Raw genomic sequence first — 17,995 nt, forward strand, 5'->3', positions numbered from 1 at the left:
TCTTTATTTATATTCTTTATAAGCTTTAAAATTCCTTTTAAAATAATATTTTCTTATTTTCCAAAAACTTAGTATATTACTAATTTAGGAACAAATAGGGAGTTAAATGTATTTAAGCAATAATCATCACTCATGCCAGCTATATAATCTGCAACAGCTCTTTTTAGCCCCTCTTTTGCCGCTACCTCCTTATATAAATCAGGCAATTCATTTTCATTATTATAATAGTAATTTATTAAGTTTTCCAATATAAACTTTGCTTTATTTCTTTCTACCTTTAAAATATCCCCTAAGTAAACATTTTTAAACATAAATCTCCTAAGTTCTGTCATAGCCTCCCATACTTCACTACTAAATTTAATATCTAAATCATTATTATTTAATGCATCTGTAGTATTTTTTACAACATCTACTACTAAAGTTTCAATTCTTTGGGAATGTGTCTTACCTAAAACCTTTATAATTTCTTTGGGTAATATATCTTCACTAAGCAATCCAGCTCTGATTGAGTCATCTATATCATGATTTAAGTAAGCTATTTTATCACTAACTTTTACAATTCTTCCTTCTAATGTCTTAGCTTTATTGGCTCCATTTTCAAGTCCACTATGATGTAGTATTCCATCTATTACTTCTAATGTTAAATTTAATCCTAATCCATTCTTTTCTAGCTTTTCAACAACCCTCACACTTTGCTCATTATGTCTAAACCCACCTAAAAAATCATTTAATACTTCTTCTCCATTATGTGCAAATGCTACATGGCCTAAATCGTGTCCTAATGCAATAGCTTCAATTAAAGACTCATTTAAACCAATTCCACTTCCAATTGTTCTAGCTATTTGAGATACTTCTAATGTATGAGTTAATCTTGTTCTGTAATGATCACCAAAAGTTTTTATATAGACCTGTGTTTTATGTTTTAACCTCCTGAAAGATTTACTATGAACAATTCTATCTCTATCAACCATAAAACAAGTTCTTACTGTATCATTTTCTTCTGGTCTTTTTCTACCTAAAGTTGAATTGCTAAAAGTAGCTTGAGGAACTAATGTCAACCTTTCGAAACCCTCTATTTTTTCTCTCACATTCATATATCTCACCTCTATATTACATATTCTATATTTTTCTCTATTTTCCTCTATTTAAACATATTTTATAATAATATATTTAATACCAAGTATATTTTCTTTTTTTTACTAATATCTTAATAATGAGTAATTTTATAAGGAGAGAATAATGGAAAACTTAGTATCAGATTTAAAGGATGAGTTGCTTCCTCTTAATGAAATAAAATCTAATATTTTATCTTATTACAATCTTCAAAATGCATCTATAATTAGTATTAAATTTAAAGATACAGAAAAGCAAAGAGCTGTATATAGAATAGATTTTAATAATAGAAGTTATTGCTTAAAAAAGGTTTACTATGATGAAGGTAATCTTTTATATGTATATTCAGCTATGGAATGGTGTTATAGAAATAAAATCCACGTTCCAAAGCTTTTGCCAACTATAGATGGAAATAGGTATGTTAAATATAAAGATATGCTATTTATTTTAACCCCTTGGCTTAAAGGTGAAAAATGTGATTTTGATAATTTAGACAATGTTTTACTTTCCTCAAGAACTCTAGGAAAATTACATAAAGCTTCTAAAAATTTTTCTCCAATTAAAGGCAGTAGCTCTAGAGAAGGATTAGAGAATTACAATGAAACTATATCAAAACATTTTAATCAACTACTAATTAGTATAAATGATGCTCATAAGTATAATGATAGGTTCTCCAAAATATTCCTAAAGAATGTCAATGAAAATCTAGAACTAGCTAAGATTTCATTTGAAGTTTCTTCTTCAATTATCACTGATGAACTTTCAGCATCTCTTTGTCACGGTGATTATGTAAATAAAAATATCTTAATAGATGGTAACAATATTTCACTTATTGATTTTGATAAATGTAAAATGGACTATTGCTCAAGAGATATTTCTTATTTTTTAAGACGATTGCTAAAAAGAGAAAATACAAATTGGCAAATTAATTTAACCCTAGATATCCTTGATAGCTATATGGAAGAAAATCCTCTCTCTTCTTCAGATTTTAAATATATATTAGCTTATATTGCTTTTCCTCAAAAATTTTGGAAACTATCTAGAGATTACTATAAGAATATAAGGAAATGTAATAAAAATTCTTTTATCGCCCTCCTTGAAAAAGGGTTAGATAGGACTGAAAACCAATTAGAGTTTACCTATGAACTTATGAATGCATTTACAAAATATTATGATGTAAAATTTTAAACTAAAAAAGAGGAGGCTAAAAACCTCCTCTTAATATATTATCTCTTATTTCTAACTTGTGCTTGTGCAGCTGCAAGTCTTGCAACTGGAACTCTAAATGGTGAACATGATACATAGTTTAATCCAATATTGTGACAGAATTCTACTGATGATGGATCTCCACCATGCTCTCCACATATTCCAAGCTTGATATTTGGTCTAGCTGATTTACCCTTTTCTACTGCTATCTTAACTAGCTCTCCAACACCTGTTTGATCTAGTTTAGCAAATGGATCTTGCTCGTAAATCTTCTTATCATAGTAATCCTTTAAGAATTTAGCAGCATCATCTCTTGAGAATCCAAATGTCATTTGAGTTAAGTCATTTGTTCCAAATGAGAAGAATTCTGCTTCCTTAGCTATTGCATCAGCAGTTAATGCAGCTCTTGGTATTTCTATCATAGTACCTACTATATACTCTAGTTCAACACCTTTTTCTTCCATAACTTCTTTTGCAGTTTTAACAACTACATCTTTAACATATTTTAATTCCTTTATTTCTCCGATAAGAGGAATCATTATTTCTGGAACTACATCATAGCCATTGTTTTTTCTAACTTCTATTGCTGCTTCAATTACAGCCCTAGTTTGCATTTCAGCTATTTCTGGATATGAAACTGCTAATCTACATCCTCTATGCCCCATCATTGGGTTAAATTCATGTAATTCTTCAACAGTTGCTTTTAACTCTTCGAAAGTTATATCTAAATCTTTAGCTAATTCAGCTATATCTTCATTATTATGAGGTAAGAACTCATGTAGTGGTGGATCTAGGAATCTTATTGTTGCTGGCATTCCTTCTAAAGCTTCATAAATTCCAATAAAGTCTTCTCTTTGCATTGGAAGTAATTTTTCAAGAGCCTTTCTTCTTTGTTCTTCATTCTTAGCAACTATCATTTCTCTTACTGCCATAATTCTATCTTCTGCAAAGAACATATGCTCTGTTCTACATAATCCTATACCTTCTGCTCCAAACTCTACTGCTTGCTTAGTATCTCTTGGAGTATCAGCATTAGTTCTAACCTTTAATTTTCTAATTTCATCTGCCCATCCCATAAATGTAGCAAAATGTCCTGAAATTTCTGGTGTAACTGTTTTAACAGCTTCTCCATATATATTACCAGTTGAACCATCTATTGAAATAAAATCATTATCTGTATAAACTTTTCCGCCTACTTCTAAAGTTTTAGCTTCTTCATTAACTTTTAGTTCTCCGCAACCAGCAACACAGCAAGTTCCCATTCCTCTAGCAACAACAGCTGCGTGAGATGTCATACCACCTCTAACTGTTAAAATACCTTTAGCAGCTATCATACCTTCGATATCTTCTGGTGAAGTTTCTAGTCTTACTAAAACAACAGCTTCTCCTTTTTCGTTTCTTTCTTTTGCTTCTTCAGCTGTGAAAGCTATTTTACCACAAGCTGCTCCTGGAGATGCTGGAAGTCCTTTTGCAATTGGTGTAGCATTCTTTAAGTCTTCTGTATGGAATGCTGGGTGAAGTAAAGAATCTAATTGAGCTGGATCAACTTTTAATATTGCTTGCTCTTTAGTTAACATTCCATCTTCAACTAAGTCAACTGCAATTTTCAATGCAGCTTGAGCTGTTCTCTTACCATTTCTTGTTTGTAAGAAGTATAGCTTTCCTTCTTCAATTGTGATTTCCATATCTTGCATATCTCTATAGTGATTTTCTAATGTATGAACTATATCAGTAAATTGTTTGTATATTACTGGATTTTGCTCTTCTAATTTAGCTATTGGAAGTGGTGTTCTTATACCCGCAACAACGTCTTCACCTTGTGCATTCATTAAATATTCACCATATATTTTATTTTCTCCAGTAGCTGGGTCTCTTGAGAATACAACTCCTGTACCTGAAGTTTCTCCTTTATTACCAAATACCATTTCTTGTACGTTAACTGCTGTACCCCATTCCCCTGGAATATCATTTAATCTTCTATAAACTATAGCTCTTGGATTATCCCATGATCTAAATACAGCTGTAATAGATTCAATTAATTGAGTTTTTGGATCTTGTGGGAATTCTTCTCCCATTTCTTTCTTATAAAGCTCTTTATATCTAGCAACTAATACCTTTAAATCATCAGCTGTTAAATCAGTATCAACTTCAACACCTTTTTCCTCTTTTAGCTCATCTATTAGATTTTCAAATAATCTCTTTTCAATATCCATAACAACATCTGAGAACATTTGTATAAATCTTCTATATGAATCGTATGCAAATCTTGGATTTCCTGTTAAATCCGCCATAGCAACTACTGATTTATCGTTTAAACCAAGATTTAATACTGTATCCATCATTCCTGGCATTGATACCCTTGCCCCTGATCTTACAGATACTAATAACGGTTTTGTTAAGCTACCAAATTCTTTTCCTGTTATCTTTTCTAATTCTGTTATTTTTTCGTGAATTTCTTCAATAACTTCTTGTGCGATTACTTTCCCATCCTCATAGTATTTGTTACAAGCTTCTGTTGTAACTGTGAATCCTTGTGGTACTGGAATTCCTAGTAAAATCATTTCTGATAAATTTGCCCCTTTACCTCCTAGAAGGTTCTTCATTGACCCGTTGCCTTCACTAAAAAGGTAAACATACTTCTTTTTCTCCATCTCAATACTCCTCCGTTCAATCAAATTGAATATATATACTAACAGTACTAATAGCACTGTAGTTACCCTAAATAATTAACCCATATTTTTTAATTACCTTCTCCTAACTTAACAAAAAGTTTTGTTATGTTAGTCTTAGATATTTTACCTACTATCTTAAATTGATTTTTTTCATTAATTGCTGTTTCTACTTTTTCTACTATGGGAATACTATCAATTTCATGCTCTATAATTTTTTTTGCTAAGCTATATGCACTGTCATCGCTATATCCACATATTATGTTAGGCATTCTAGTCATTATTACACCTATAGGAACCTTATGTATATCAGTTCCACCTATAGCAGTTTTTAAAAAATCTTTTCTTGAAACAGCACCAACTAATATCCCATTATTTTCTATAAATAAAGTTCCTACATCATTTAAGAATAAGAATACGATTGCATCATACACTGTAGTTTCTTCACTTACTGTAACTGGTTTAGACATTATTTCTCCAACTAGAACTTTTGAAATATTTTCTAATATTCTAGTATTATGAGCTTCTCCTAAATATACATAACCAACCTTAGGTCTAGCATCTAATATGCCTATCATTGTTAGAATAGCTAAGTCAGCTCTTAATGCTGCTCTAGTTACTCCTAACTTATCAGCTAAAGTTTCACTTGTAACAGGCTGTCCTTCTTTTACTATCCTTATGATTTCCTCTTGCCTTTGTGATAATTTCAACTTTATCCCTCTTTCTGCTTTTACAAGGAATATTCAGATAATTTAGATTAGTTTGATATTTACATTCTAATTATAACATTTTATAAAAGTTTGACTATACTTAATTTTCTGAAAAATTAGTCATATTAGCTGAATATTCCTTTTCTGTTTACTTTATTCTCTTATTTCTCCTGTTTATCTCAAATTTACTTTAATTTAGTCCTCATCTTCAAAATTAACAGTATATGTAAATACTTTTTCATCTACTTGTTCATTTTTCTCTGACTTCTTTTTACTATTTTTATTTATATCACCTTTAAATTTTTCATTTTTCACTTCGCTTACTTTATCTTTAACCATGTAAGCTACATCTGATGCTGCATCTTTTATATCATCTACAGCCTTACTAATATATTTATTAACAACTTCAACACTACCATCCGCTTTAGTTATTTCTATTGTTATTTTTGTAACTACTGCTGCTATTAAAACAAATGCTAATATAGGTGGTATAATTATAGCTATTACTCCTGCAGCTATACCTGCATTAACAGGAACATCTACAATTTCTTTATCATCTTTGATAACTCTAATTCTTGTAACATTTCCTTTATTTATTAAGTCCTTTAACCATTTTTTTAGTTCATCAACAGTTTCATACTTTTCTTTACCAGTACTACCTTCTTTACCAAACTCACCTTCTATGTAATCTGGCTTTATTCCCTTCATTCCTTCTATATATATTATTGCTTCTAATACATCTCCATCATTAATTTCAAGGGCATGCTTAGCTTCTGCATAGCTAACACCAGTTCTTTCCTTTACCTTATCTACTTTTTCTAATGTTATTCCCATATCTATTCACTCCTTTATATAATTTAACATTTCTAAGCTCTTAGGCTTTTTAGAATAGTTTGATGATATAATAAAGGTTGTCACCCTACTTATATCTTTTTTTACCTCTGCATTTATATTTAGTTTATATATCTTATCCATAGGTGTCTTTAGCAAAAATCTTATTGCATTATATGCTGGCTTAGATATATAAATTCCATGCTCTCTTGAACACTCCTCACAAACCCCTCCATAATGTGATAAAGATATATAATTTGACACCGATATCTTCTTCCTACAACTTACGCAGCTTTCTAAGTTTAATCCATATCCAGTTGCTTTTAATAATTTAAGCTCAAAAGACCTAATAAGAATTTCATAATCTAATGCATCTGTATTAAGTAAATACATACAAGTTAGAAAATCTTTAAATAACTCTCTATTCACTTCTCCTTCTTCTACACATATATCTATTAATTCACAAATATAGGATGAATAAGTTAGCTTATCTAGGTTATCTAAAAGACCTTGAAAGGAATTAATTATCTTACCTTCTTGAAGATTAAATAAGCTTTTTCCTTTAAATAAAACATATTCTCCATAGCATAGAGGTAAAGTAAGAGATAAAAATTTACTCTTACTTTTCCTAGATCCTTTTGCTATAGCTGTTATTTTTCCCAAATTCTCTGTATATAACCATACTAATTTATCATTCTCTTTAAATTCCTTAGTTTTTAAAACTACTGCATTTACTTTATGTAGTGACAGAAATACCAACCCCTTATTTTACTTAACCTTCTTATATCCTAATTCCTTTAATAGGTTTTGGTTATCTCTCCACTCTTTTCTGACTTTTACCCAAATCTTTAAGTTAACCTTACTTCTTAAAAACTTTTCAATTTCATATCTAGCACTTTCACCTATTTTCTTAAGTGATTGCCCATTCTTACCTATTATTATCCCTTTATGAGAATCTTTTTCGCAAAGCATATCAACTTCAATATGCCAAGTTCCACTTGGACTTTGTTTCATTTGAATTATATCAACTGCAATTCCGTGTGGTATTTCTTCTCTTAATGTTCTTAATGCTTTTTCTCTTATTATTTCAGAAACTACAAATCTCTCTTGTACATCTGTAATCATATCATCTGGATAATATTTAGGTCCTTCTGGCATTGCTCCGATCATTAATTCTACTAATTTATCAACATTTTTTCCCTTTAATGCTGAAATTGGAATTATTTCTTTAAAATCCATCTCTGATGAATACATTTGGAGAGTTTTAGCTACTCTTTCTTGGGTAAATTCATCAACTTTATTTAGAACTAAAAAAACAGGAGCCTTTTGATTTTTTAAAGTTTCTATTATAAACTTATCTCCTCTTCCTATTTCTTCTTCTGGATTTATTAAGAATAGAACAAGATCTACTTCTTTTATAGAATCCTTTGCAGAATTCACCATGTATTCTCCTAATTTATGTTTAGGCTTATGTATTCCTGGTGTATCTACGAACACCAGTTGATGATTTTCACCAGTTAATATTGTTTGTATATTATTTCTAGTAGTTTGTGGTTTATTTGATACTATAGACAGTTTTTCTCCCATTATTTGATTTAATAAAGTTGACTTTCCTACATTTGGTCTTCCAACTATTGTTACGAATCCTGATTTAAACATCTTTCCTCCTAATTCTCTAAATCCTTTTTTGTAAATGCTCCTGGCATAATTTCTTCAAAGGTTTTAACTTTATAATCATCTTTATTCTTTATTAATATTATTGGAGTTTTTTCATTTTCTATAAATTCACTTAAAACTTGCCTGCATATTCCACAAGGAGTTGTATAAGTTTTTATATCTCCAACTAATGCAATTGCTCTTATAACTTTATTTCCTTCTGATACTCCTTTAAATATTGCAGTTCTTTCTGCACAATTTGTTGCACCGAATGATGCATTTTCTATATTACACCCTGTATATATCTTATCATCTTCAAATAATACTGCAGCTCCTACTTTAAATTTGGAATATGGAACATATGCTAGTTCTCTAGCCTCTAAAGCTTTTTCCACAAGAATTTGATAATCCATTTTAATTCCTCCATTTCAAAATTATTGTATCTTTTATTATATCATTACTTTCCTAAAATTAAAGCATTGTTGTTAAGTTTTTAATATATAAAAGTATTTGTAAATTAAATTTTAAATATAACAAATATTAATAAAGTAAGTAATGTTCCGAACAATGCTCCTACAATAACTTCCCATATTGAATGAACGTTAGAATCTACTCTGCTTTGTGCTGTTATTAATGCCATTACATAACTTAAGACTATACATATAGGTTCTTCTGTTATTAAAGAAATTGCTGTGGCTATAGAAAAAGAAAGAGCACTATGTCCACTTGGCATTCCACCTCTTAATGGAGTTCCTTCTCCAAAAATAGATTTTACTATTAATGTTGCAATAATTACAAAAACTAATGCTATAAATATCATATATGGCTCTGATTCTTTCATCTTATGTATTACATCATAAGATATATATGAAATTTTGTCCCAAAATATTATATAACCCACAAGTAATGCATTTATTGCTGTAACTAAAACTGCTCCTGCAGCTGCATTTTTTGCTATTTTAGCTAAAGGATGGTAATGATTAGTTGACATATCTATAGTTGCTTCTATTGCAGTGTTTATTATTTCAGCTACAAGCACTACTGTAATTGTAATTGCTAAAATAAGAAATTCCATTTTAGATATATCGATTACGAAGCATGCTAAAAGTACAGATAACGCAGCAAACAGGTGAATTTTCATATTTCTTTGAGTTCTTACAGTCTCTATTATTCCTGTTATTGCATAATTAAAGCTCTCTACCAGCTTTTTTATCTTCATATATTCCCCTCACTATATATTATTATCTTCTAATTTCTAATTTATTTAATATTTCTTCTTCTCTTTCCCTCATTTTTTTCTTATCATCTTCATCCATATGATCATACCCCAATAGATGTAATATTGAGTGAACTACTAAGTAACTAACTTCTCTCTCATATGAATGTCTATACTCCTTAGATTGTTCTAAGGCTTTTTCTAGTGATAAAACCATATCCCCTAATACTAATTCATCACCATCTTTATATGTTTCATCAAAATCATAATTTATATACATGTCACTAAATACTTTCCCCTCATTAAAATCTAACATCGGAAATGATAGTACATCAGTTTCTCTATTAATATTTCTAGTTTCATTATTTATTTCTTTTATTTCTTCATTGTCAACAAATAATAAAGAAATTTGATACTGACAATTTACCCCTTCTTCCTTTAATGCAAAATCACATACACTTGTTATTTTTTCTATAAAATCCTCTGTAACTTCTAATTTGTCCTGTCTATTTTCTGTATATAACATCACTTATCTCCTTTTAAATTAGTTTAAATTTAAAGGGAAAGGCACTATAACCCCTCCCTCTCGAATCCTTTATAAAATTACATTAATAATTATTTAACTTTCTTTTCTGTTGGATATTCAATTCTATGATGATATATCCCATCTAAAGTTTTCAAGAAATTTTTTCTTATAGTCTCTATATCTTTTAAGGTTAAATCGCAATTTATAAGTTGTCTTGAATTTAGTTTGTCATTTATTATGTTATTTACCATCTCTTCTATTTTGCCTTTTGTTGGTTCACTGATAGATCTTACAGCTGCTTCTACACTATCTGCAAGCATTATAATTCCTGACTCTTTTGTAGATGGTATTGGTCCAGGATATCTAAAATCCTCTTCTTTTATTTCCTCAGGCTTATCAGAAGAATTTTTAAGTTTATAATAAAAATATTTAACTAATGTAGTTCCATGATGCTGTTCCATTATATCCTGAATAGCCTTAGGAATGTTATGCTCCCTAGCCATCTCTAGTCCATCTTTTGGATGAGATAGTATTATTAATGTGCTTAAATTAGGAGTTATCTTATCATGAGGGTTTTCTTTCCCCATTTGATTTTCTCCAAAGAAATACGGTCTCTTTGTTTTTCCAATATCATGATAATATGCTCCAACTCTAGCCATTACTGGATTTCCTCCTACTGCTTCTGTAGCGGCTTCTGCTAGATTTGCAACCATCATGCTGTGATGGTATGTTCCTGGTGCTTCCATTAATAATTTTTTCATTAATGGCTGATTAGGATTTGATAGTTCCAATAACTTTATATTAGTAACTACATCAAATATTGATTCAAAAAATGGCAATAATCCAACTGCTAATATTCCAGAAATTAAAACACCTATAGCTGTATATCCTGTTTGTATAAATATTTCTTTTAAATCATTTGAGGCTAACATTCCTGAAGTTAATGTAACTACAGAAGATATAATAGTTATATACAGAGTTGAATATATTATATCATTTCTTTGTTGAACCTTCTTTAGTGCAGTTGATCCAAGCACAACATTTACTATAGATAAAATTATAACTCCGGGGCTAAAGCCAACTATTATAGATATAAAAATTATATTAAGTAAGTTAATTATTAAGGATATTCTATAATCTATTAATATAGTCATTAACATCGCACTACATACCAAAGGTATTAAATATGGTGAAATTATATTAAGTCCCATAGAAATTATAAGTATTATAAGGTTAATACTGCTTATAAGTATTATCATTCTATTATTTTTAAATATATCTGGTCTTTCTCTAGATATGTAGCCATACTGAATGAATAATACTAATGATACTAATATTCCTAATGAAATAAATGATGAAAAGTAATTCTTTGTTGTACCACTATTTAAAAGGCCTAATTCTTTTAATATTTCTATTTGCCTTTGAGTTACAGGTTCTCCTTCTTTTACTATAATTTGATTTTTCTTTATTATTTCTTTTTGAACACTTTTTTGAGCTTCTTTTATTGACTGTTCTATTTTATCATTATCAATAAATTTATTAGGCTTAATTTGTGTATAGCATATATTTTTTAAAACCTCTTCTAAGCCTCTATCTATATTGCTATTAGATAATTGAGTATCTGCTATTCCCTTTGCCTCTAATAAATCTTCATACTTATTTTCTTCTATCTCTTCTTTATAGACTCTTTCTAATACATTTACTACTAATTCTTGCACCTCAGAAACTTTTGCTGAATTTAATTCAACTAATGTCTTATATTCAGCATCAGTTAAGCTAAACTCTTCTATCTTTTTTACTTCAGCTATTTTATCCTTCTCTTCTTTAGTAGACGAATTTTCAGTTGCAAGCTTATTAAATAATTTCTTAACATTTTCAATTGCTTGTGTTTTAACTTCGCTTTTAACAATATATTGCTTATCTTCTCTTGCCTTAGCCATAGCTTCTTCTTCTTTTTGCTTAGTTGCAATTTCATCTATTGTATCAATAGGTGCTTTTATATCTACTGGTGCTATATCTCCAACAGATAAATTATGCTTTTTAGGTGCAATTACAGTTAATAGAAGTAAGTATATAGCTAAAAATACAGATAAATAAATAAAGATTCTTTTGTATTTTTTATCTTCTTTTTTAGTTTCATTTTTGTTTTCATTTTTGCTTTCTTTATCTAAAACCACGTCTATCACCCTCTAATCTCTATAGTTAATATTAATCCATACTAATAATCTACAGGATCATTATTAACTATATTTTGTTCTACTACAAAAACTACATTAACTATTATATTTCCATCTGAATCTTCTTTTGAATTTACTATCCTATCAACTATTTTAGCCTCTCTAGTTAAATTGTTGTAAAGAGATTCTTCAAGATTATTTAATGCTTTATTAACAGCTTCTTCTTCAGTTAATTGAACTGCAACTTCTTCTTTTTGAAAATATTTAACTTTATTTAGTATTTTTCCACTCTCTTCTATTCTATCATATTCTTTAAATTCTTTTATAGCCTTTTTAAGATAAATTTTTTTTCCGAATATTTTTAGATATATATCACTATCTTTATTTCCATTTCTCTTTAATTCTGTACCTTCTATTTTAATTCTCATACTTTTTTCATAAAAAGTATTTGCCATAACAACACCTTCTGGTATAACTTCATAAGGTTCCTCTTCTTTTCCGTTAATACCTTCTATAACTATATCTCCTGGTTTAACTAAATCACCTATATGAACTGCAGATCTTCCTGAAAATGCATAAACCCTCCTTACTTCCCCCTCCATTTTTGCAACTAGGTTCCCATGCTTTCTTTCCTTTTCTTCTGGAGGATTAACCTTTTCTTCTATAAATATTTTTAATGTAGAACCTTCTATCCTCGCTCTTAACCACAGTATATCTGAATTCATATTCTCTAATTGTTTTTCTAATTCCTTAACCTTTATTTTCTTTTTGCTTATTCCTGGCTTTATTCCTATGTCATATAATTGTTGTCTTAATTCATAAGGAGCAACATTCTTTTTAGTATTTATCTCTATACTCCATATATAAGTGGAGAAATATAGTAGTAATATTATAAACATTCCACCACCCAAAGCTAAAAACATCTTACTCTTTAACCTACCTATAAAAAATAAAATCCCTGAACTTCCTATAATTTTACTTTTTCCATTAAGCCTTTTAACAGCTTCTACCAGAGTATTATAGTCATTATAGTTTATTGTTACTCTAATAGTTGCTATATCTATTCGCTTAACATTTATAACATTTACATTCTCACTCCATAATATGTTTAAAAGTCTTTCTGGTCTTAATATGTTAATTTCGACTACTACCTTTCCACTATCAAAAACTCCCCCAGCCATATTACACCTCGTATGATATAGATTTGAATTTGCCACTAATAGTAATTGTAGAATCTCCAATATATAATATTTCGAAGTTTTCTCCCTCAATATTAATTACTTTGACCTTGGTGTTTACTCTTATGATGTTTCTTTCAAACAATATTATTCCTTTATGATTTTCTATTGTTATTTCATCATTTCCTATAATTGTTATCTTAGGAACATTTAAAACTATATCTTTAGGTAAATCAAATTTTTCAGCTATAACTTCTCTACTTTTTTCTATTTTTCCTTGCATAATTTTCTCTCCTTATATTTTTCCTAATAGTACTTTATGATAAGAATATATAGAAAATTACACATAATTTGTTTATAAATTTTAAAAATAAAAAAGCAAAAGGAACTGCAATTATAGTTCCTTTTGCTTTTATTTATTAGTTAATATTTTTCTTATCAATTGACTTTAAAATGTCATTACTAAGTTCATTAAGACTTAGCTATATCTTCAATGTTATTAACACCTATGGTGTAGCCGTTTCTTTAATAATTTTATTTTTTCTTTTATTTAACTGCTGAGGAAGGTAATTTAACAAGATCTACATTCTCAAATAATATGATTAATTAAATCCTGTCTATTTCCCTTTAAAATTCAAGTATAATAATTTCTCACACTTATTTTTGCTAAAATATATAACCTTATGGTCCTCAACCTTAATATATTGATTCGAAATCAATACCTTCACACTTATTGGATTAAAGTGAGCCTCCAATAATAGCTTATTAAATTAAGTTTTAGTGAAATTTTAAACCAAAATAGTTCTTACTTGAACTTTCTCTTTCTAGCAGCTTCTGATTTTTTCTTTTTCTTCACGCTTGGCTTTTCATAGTGTTCTCTCTTTCTAACTTCTGAAAGAACTCCAGCTCTTGCGCATTTTCTTTTGAATCTTCTTAATGCACTTTCAAGTGTTTCATTTTCTCCAACTTTTATTTCTGACATCTATTATCCCTCCCTCCGCTAGCTCAAATTAATTAATTTAACTCAGCTACGGGCTTAATAACACACGCTATATTATACAATAGACACATATTAAAGTCAATATCTAGATTGAAACTATTTAGCCTGGTGGCCACTTTAATTCTCTTTGTCCTAAGACATGAAAATGCAAGTGGCTTACCGTTTGCCCCCCATTTTTCCCACAGTTATTTATAATTCTATAGCCTGTTTCGTCTATTTTTAGTTCTCTTACTAACTTATTAATAACAATGAAAATATGTGAAATAATATTTGAGTTTTGCTCATTTAATTCATTTGCACTTTTAATATGCTCTTTAGGTATAACTAAAAAATGAATAGGAGCTTCTGGGCTAATATCATGAAAAGCTATAACTTTATCATCTTCATATAGCTTCTTACTCGGAATTTCACCATTTGCAATTTTACAAAAAATACAATCCATAAATTCACCACCCTTCTCTTAATTATTAAGAAAATTATTTATAATTAATTTGTATAGATATAGCTAAATTAAAATTACTATACTATTTTATAAATTATAAAAGTTTTGCTATTCCTACTTCATCTTTTGACTCTGTTATTTCTATATCTACTATTTTTCCAGTAACATCTGTACATGAACACGGCACTTGAACCTTTATATAGTTTCTTGTATACCCTTCATACACACCCTCTTGCCCTTTAACCTCTGTTTCTATAAGTACATTCATTTCTTTTCCTATAAACTTTTCTATAAATTCTTTTTCATTTTTATTACTTAATTCTATTAATAGCTTACTTCTTTTTTCTTTTATGCTACCATCTATTTGATCTTGCATATCTGCTGCTTTAGTTCCTTTTCTTGGACTATATTTAAATACATGAGTCTTAGTAAGCTTAATGTTTCTTAAGAATTCATATGTTTCATTAAACTCCCCTTCTGTTTCTCCTGGGAACCCAACAATAACATCTGTTGTTATAGATACATCAGGCATAGTTTCTCTTAAAAGATTTACTGAATCAGCATATTCTTGTGCCGTATATCTTCTATTCATTCTTTTAAGTGTTGAATCACACCCGCTTTGCAATGATAAATGGAAATGTGGACATAGCTTCTTAAACTTCTTAATCTTTTCTATAACTTCAGGAGTAAAGAATGCTGGTTCAATTGATCCTATTCTTATTCTTTCTATTCCATCTACCTTTTCAATTTCTTCTATTATATCTATCAAGTTAACTTTACCTTCTAAATCTAATCCATATGAAGCTGTATGTATCCCTGATAAAATTATTTCTTTAAAGCCATGTTCAGCAAGTTTATTAACTTCTTCTAATACTTTCTTAGGATCCTTTGAACAAACTGATCCTCTTGAATAAGGAATTATACAATATGTACAAAATCTATTGCATCCATCTTGTATCTTTAAGAAAGCTCTAGTTTTATCTTGGTATTCTTCTATATTAAGTTCTTCAAACTTTTTATTTTTAAGTACACCTTCAACATGAACTTGTGATTTACCTTCATCTTTAGCTTTATTAACATAGTAAACTACATCACCTTTGTTCCTAGTTCCAAGAACAACATCTACACCTGGTATCTCTGAAACTTCTTTAGGCGCTATTTGTGAATAGCACCCAACAACTGCAATTATAGCGCCTTCATTTAATCTTCTTGCTCTACTTATAATTTGTCTTGATTTTTTGTCACCCATATTAGTAACAGTACACGTGTTTATTACATATACATCAGCTGCTTCACTAGCATCTACAACTTCATAGCCTTCTCTTATAAACTTCTCAGCCATTGCTTCTGATTCATATACGTTAACTCTACAGCCTAATGTAGAAAATGCAACTTTCATTATTAATTTCCTCCTAAATCTCCTAGCTCATACTGAACTAAAGAAGTAGCTACAAAACCTGCTGTTTCAGTTCTAAGAATTCTACTTCCTAAAGTTACTATATAAGCACCATTTTCTTTTAGTTTATTTATTTCATCTGATTCAAATCCACCTTCTGGACCAACTAATATTCCAACAGTATTAATTTTAGATATATCAATATTAGTCTTATTAAATAAAGTTTTTATTCCAAAGTTTTCAGCATTTTCATATGGAACTATAACTATATCTAAATTCTTCATTTTATCTAATGCTTCTTCAAAACTTATTGGATCTACTACTTTAGGAACTAAGCTTCTTTTACTTTGCTTTGCAGCTTCTAAGGCAATTCTATTTAGTCTATCTAGCTTTTTAAAATCTCCTTTTAGCTTTATATCAACTCTTTCTGTTAAGGTTGGTATAAACTCAGTAATTCCAAGCTCTGTACCTTTTTGAACTATCAAATCCATCTTTTGAGCCTTAGGTAATCCTTGAAATAAATATATTTTTACATTGCTTTCATTGTTTACTTGAAGTTTTTCTTCTATATCAACTATTACTTCTTGCTTAGTTATTAATGATATAGTAGCTAGAAATTCTTCACCAGTACAATTGTTTAAAACTATTTTATCCCCTTCGTTTAGCCTTAGTACTTTATATAAATGTTTTACATCATCACCTAAAATTTTTGCTTGCTTATCTATAAAATTTTCTTTAGGAGTAAAAAATTTATGCATTGTTCATTCTCCTTAAAACTACTTTACTTTGGCAACTATACAGTTCCATTCCCCATCTTTATTTATTTCTACCACTTCAAAGCCAGTTTCTTCAAGCTTCTTAGTAACCATATCTACCCTGTCATGTATTATTCCTGAAGTAATAAAGTATCCATTATTACTTAGAACCCTTTTAACATCTTCTGTTAAAATACATATAACTTCTGCTATTATGTTAGCGACAACTATGTCAGCTTTTCCATCAATTACTTCTACTAAATTACCATATAGTATTTGTATATTTTCTAAATTATTGTATCCAACGTTTTCTTTAGCAGATTCAACAGCGACAGGATCTAAGTCAACGCCAACAGCCATTTTAGAACCAAGTTTTGCTGCAGCTATAGCAAGTATTCCTGATCCACATCCAACATCAAAAACGGTACTATCTTCTTTTACATACTTTTCTAAGGATTGAATACACATTCTTGTTGTTTCATGGGTACCTGTTCCAAAAGCCATGCCAGGATCAAGTTCTATTACTAGTTCTTTTCCCTGTGGATTATATTCTTCCCATATAGGTTTTACAACTATTTTTTCTCCAATCTTAGTTGGCTTATAATACTTTTTCCAGTTATTAGCCCAATCTTCTTCGAACATTTTTTCACTTTCTACTTTAGCTACTCCTGTATCAATTCCAAGTTCTTTAAGTTCATCCATTTTTTCATTTATATACTTTAATATTTCATCTATATTATCTTCTTCTGAAAAATAAGCTTTAACAACAGCAACCTCGCCCTTATGTTCTAATACATTTATATCTGCAAAATCCCAAGTTAATGGCCCTTGCTCTCTTTCTAATATGTCATTTGGATCTTCAATCGCAACCCCTTTACAATCTAATCCATAAAATATTCCTGAAACAGGTTCTAGTGCCTCACTTTTAGTTATAACTCTAACCTCTATCCAAGTTCCTTGCATTTAAATCAGTCCTTTCAAACATACTTTGACTAATTTATTATTTTACACTTATGTTAACTTTCTGTCTATATATTAAGCTAAAGTAATTAAGTCCTTTTAAATAAAATTATAAAAATTAAAAGTATCCGGATTAACCAAATACTTTTAATTTGCATTT

General features: G+C 29.2%; 18 protein-coding genes. 1 reads left to right on the forward strand and 17 read right to left on the reverse strand.

Features of this window, described 5'->3' with window-relative positions; all coding sequences use genetic code 11:
• Positions 1 to 68: 68 nt before the first annotated feature.
• Positions 69 to 1,094, reverse strand: a complete 1,026-nt coding sequence (locus ACH36K_RS16200) for a deoxyguanosinetriphosphate triphosphohydrolase (protein WP_411168632.1) — start codon at positions 1,092 to 1,094, stop codon at positions 69 to 71.
• A gap of 145 nt (positions 1,095 to 1,239) precedes the next feature.
• Here ACH36K_RS16200 and ACH36K_RS16205 point away from each other — a divergent pair, with 145 nt between their 5' ends.
• Positions 1,240 to 2,301 carry a CotS family spore coat protein gene (locus ACH36K_RS16205; protein ID WP_411168633.1) on the forward strand — a complete coding sequence of 354 codons (1,062 nt, stop codon included), beginning with the start codon at positions 1,240 to 1,242 and terminating at the stop codon, positions 2,299 to 2,301.
• Positions 2,302 to 2,339: 38 nt separating this feature from the next.
• Here ACH36K_RS16205 and ppdK read toward each other — a convergent pair whose 3' ends face one another.
• The 16 genes from ppdK to prmA form a co-directional block, all read right to left on the reverse strand.
• Positions 2,340 to 4,970, reverse strand: coding sequence for a pyruvate, phosphate dikinase (ppdK, locus tag ACH36K_RS16210; RefSeq protein WP_411168634.1), 2,631 nt, complete (start codon positions 4,968 to 4,970; stop codon positions 2,340 to 2,342).
• 89 nt (positions 4,971 to 5,059) lie between these two features.
• Positions 5,060 to 5,698 carry a helix-turn-helix transcriptional regulator gene (locus ACH36K_RS16215; protein ID WP_411168635.1) on the reverse strand — a complete coding sequence of 213 codons (639 nt, stop codon included), beginning with the start codon at positions 5,696 to 5,698 and terminating at the stop codon, positions 5,060 to 5,062.
• Positions 5,699 to 5,893: 195 nt separating this feature from the next.
• Entirely contained in the window at positions 5,894 to 6,532 is a 639-nt protein-coding gene (locus tag ACH36K_RS16220; protein ID WP_411168636.1) for a DUF4342 domain-containing protein, read from the reverse strand.
• Between the two features lie 6 nt (positions 6,533 to 6,538).
• Complete coding sequence (gene recO / locus ACH36K_RS16225; protein WP_411168637.1) at positions 6,539 to 7,288, reverse strand: DNA repair protein RecO; 750 nt, start codon at positions 7,286 to 7,288, stop codon at positions 6,539 to 6,541.
• Between the two features lie 9 nt (positions 7,289 to 7,297).
• Positions 7,298 to 8,188: a GTPase Era gene (gene era / locus ACH36K_RS16230; RefSeq protein ID WP_411168638.1), complete on the reverse strand. Its 891-nt coding sequence runs from the start codon at positions 8,186 to 8,188 to the stop codon at positions 7,298 to 7,300.
• An 8-nt stretch (positions 8,189 to 8,196) separates the two neighbouring features.
• The gene (locus ACH36K_RS16235; protein WP_411168639.1) at positions 8,197 to 8,598 is read right to left on the reverse strand and encodes a cytidine deaminase; all 402 of its coding nucleotides are present in this window, start codon (positions 8,596 to 8,598) and stop codon (positions 8,197 to 8,199) included.
• Positions 8,599 to 8,702: 104 nt separating this feature from the next.
• Complete coding sequence (locus ACH36K_RS16240) at positions 8,703 to 9,404, reverse strand: diacylglycerol kinase (protein ID WP_411168640.1); 702 nt, start codon at positions 9,402 to 9,404, stop codon at positions 8,703 to 8,705.
• 22 nt (positions 9,405 to 9,426) lie between these two features.
• Positions 9,427 to 9,927 carry an rRNA maturation RNase YbeY gene (gene ybeY / locus ACH36K_RS16245; protein ID WP_411168641.1) on the reverse strand — a complete coding sequence of 167 codons (501 nt, stop codon included), beginning with the start codon at positions 9,925 to 9,927 and terminating at the stop codon, positions 9,427 to 9,429.
• Between the two features lie 89 nt (positions 9,928 to 10,016).
• Entirely contained in the window at positions 10,017 to 12,113 is a 2,097-nt protein-coding gene (locus ACH36K_RS16250; protein WP_411168642.1) for an HD family phosphohydrolase, read from the reverse strand.
• Positions 12,114 to 12,145: 32 nt separating this feature from the next.
• Complete coding sequence (gene yqfD / locus ACH36K_RS16255; protein WP_411168643.1) at positions 12,146 to 13,285, reverse strand: sporulation protein YqfD; 1,140 nt, start codon at positions 13,283 to 13,285, stop codon at positions 12,146 to 12,148.
• Position 13,286: 1 nt separating this feature from the next.
• The gene (gene yqfC / locus ACH36K_RS16260; protein ID WP_411168644.1) at positions 13,287 to 13,565 is read right to left on the reverse strand and encodes a sporulation protein YqfC; all 279 of its coding nucleotides are present in this window, start codon (positions 13,563 to 13,565) and stop codon (positions 13,287 to 13,289) included.
• A 522-nt stretch (positions 13,566 to 14,087) separates the two neighbouring features.
• Entirely contained in the window at positions 14,088 to 14,264 is a 177-nt protein-coding gene (rpsU, locus tag ACH36K_RS16265; RefSeq protein WP_008429643.1) for a 30S ribosomal protein S21, read from the reverse strand.
• A 118-nt stretch (positions 14,265 to 14,382) separates the two neighbouring features.
• On the reverse strand, positions 14,383 to 14,724 hold the full coding sequence (locus ACH36K_RS16270; RefSeq protein WP_411168645.1) for a histidine triad nucleotide-binding protein: 342 nt from the start codon (positions 14,722 to 14,724) through the stop codon (positions 14,383 to 14,385).
• A 94-nt stretch (positions 14,725 to 14,818) separates the two neighbouring features.
• Entirely contained in the window at positions 14,819 to 16,123 is a 1,305-nt protein-coding gene (mtaB, locus tag ACH36K_RS16275) for a tRNA (N(6)-L-threonylcarbamoyladenosine(37)-C(2))-methylthiotransferase MtaB (RefSeq protein ID WP_411168646.1), read from the reverse strand.
• Between the two features lie 2 nt (positions 16,124 to 16,125).
• Entirely contained in the window at positions 16,126 to 16,878 is a 753-nt protein-coding gene (locus ACH36K_RS16280; protein ID WP_411168647.1) for an RsmE family RNA methyltransferase, read from the reverse strand.
• Between the two features lie 18 nt (positions 16,879 to 16,896).
• A complete protein-coding gene (prmA, locus tag ACH36K_RS16285; protein WP_411168648.1) occupies positions 16,897 to 17,838 on the reverse strand; it encodes a 50S ribosomal protein L11 methyltransferase in 942 nt (313 codons plus the stop codon).
• Positions 17,839 to 17,995 lie beyond the last annotated feature (157 nt).

Origin of the sequence: Clostridium sp. MB05, from assembly GCF_046581255.1 — a bacterium.
Taxonomy (GTDB): Bacteria; Bacillota; Clostridia; order Clostridiales; family Clostridiaceae; genus Clostridium.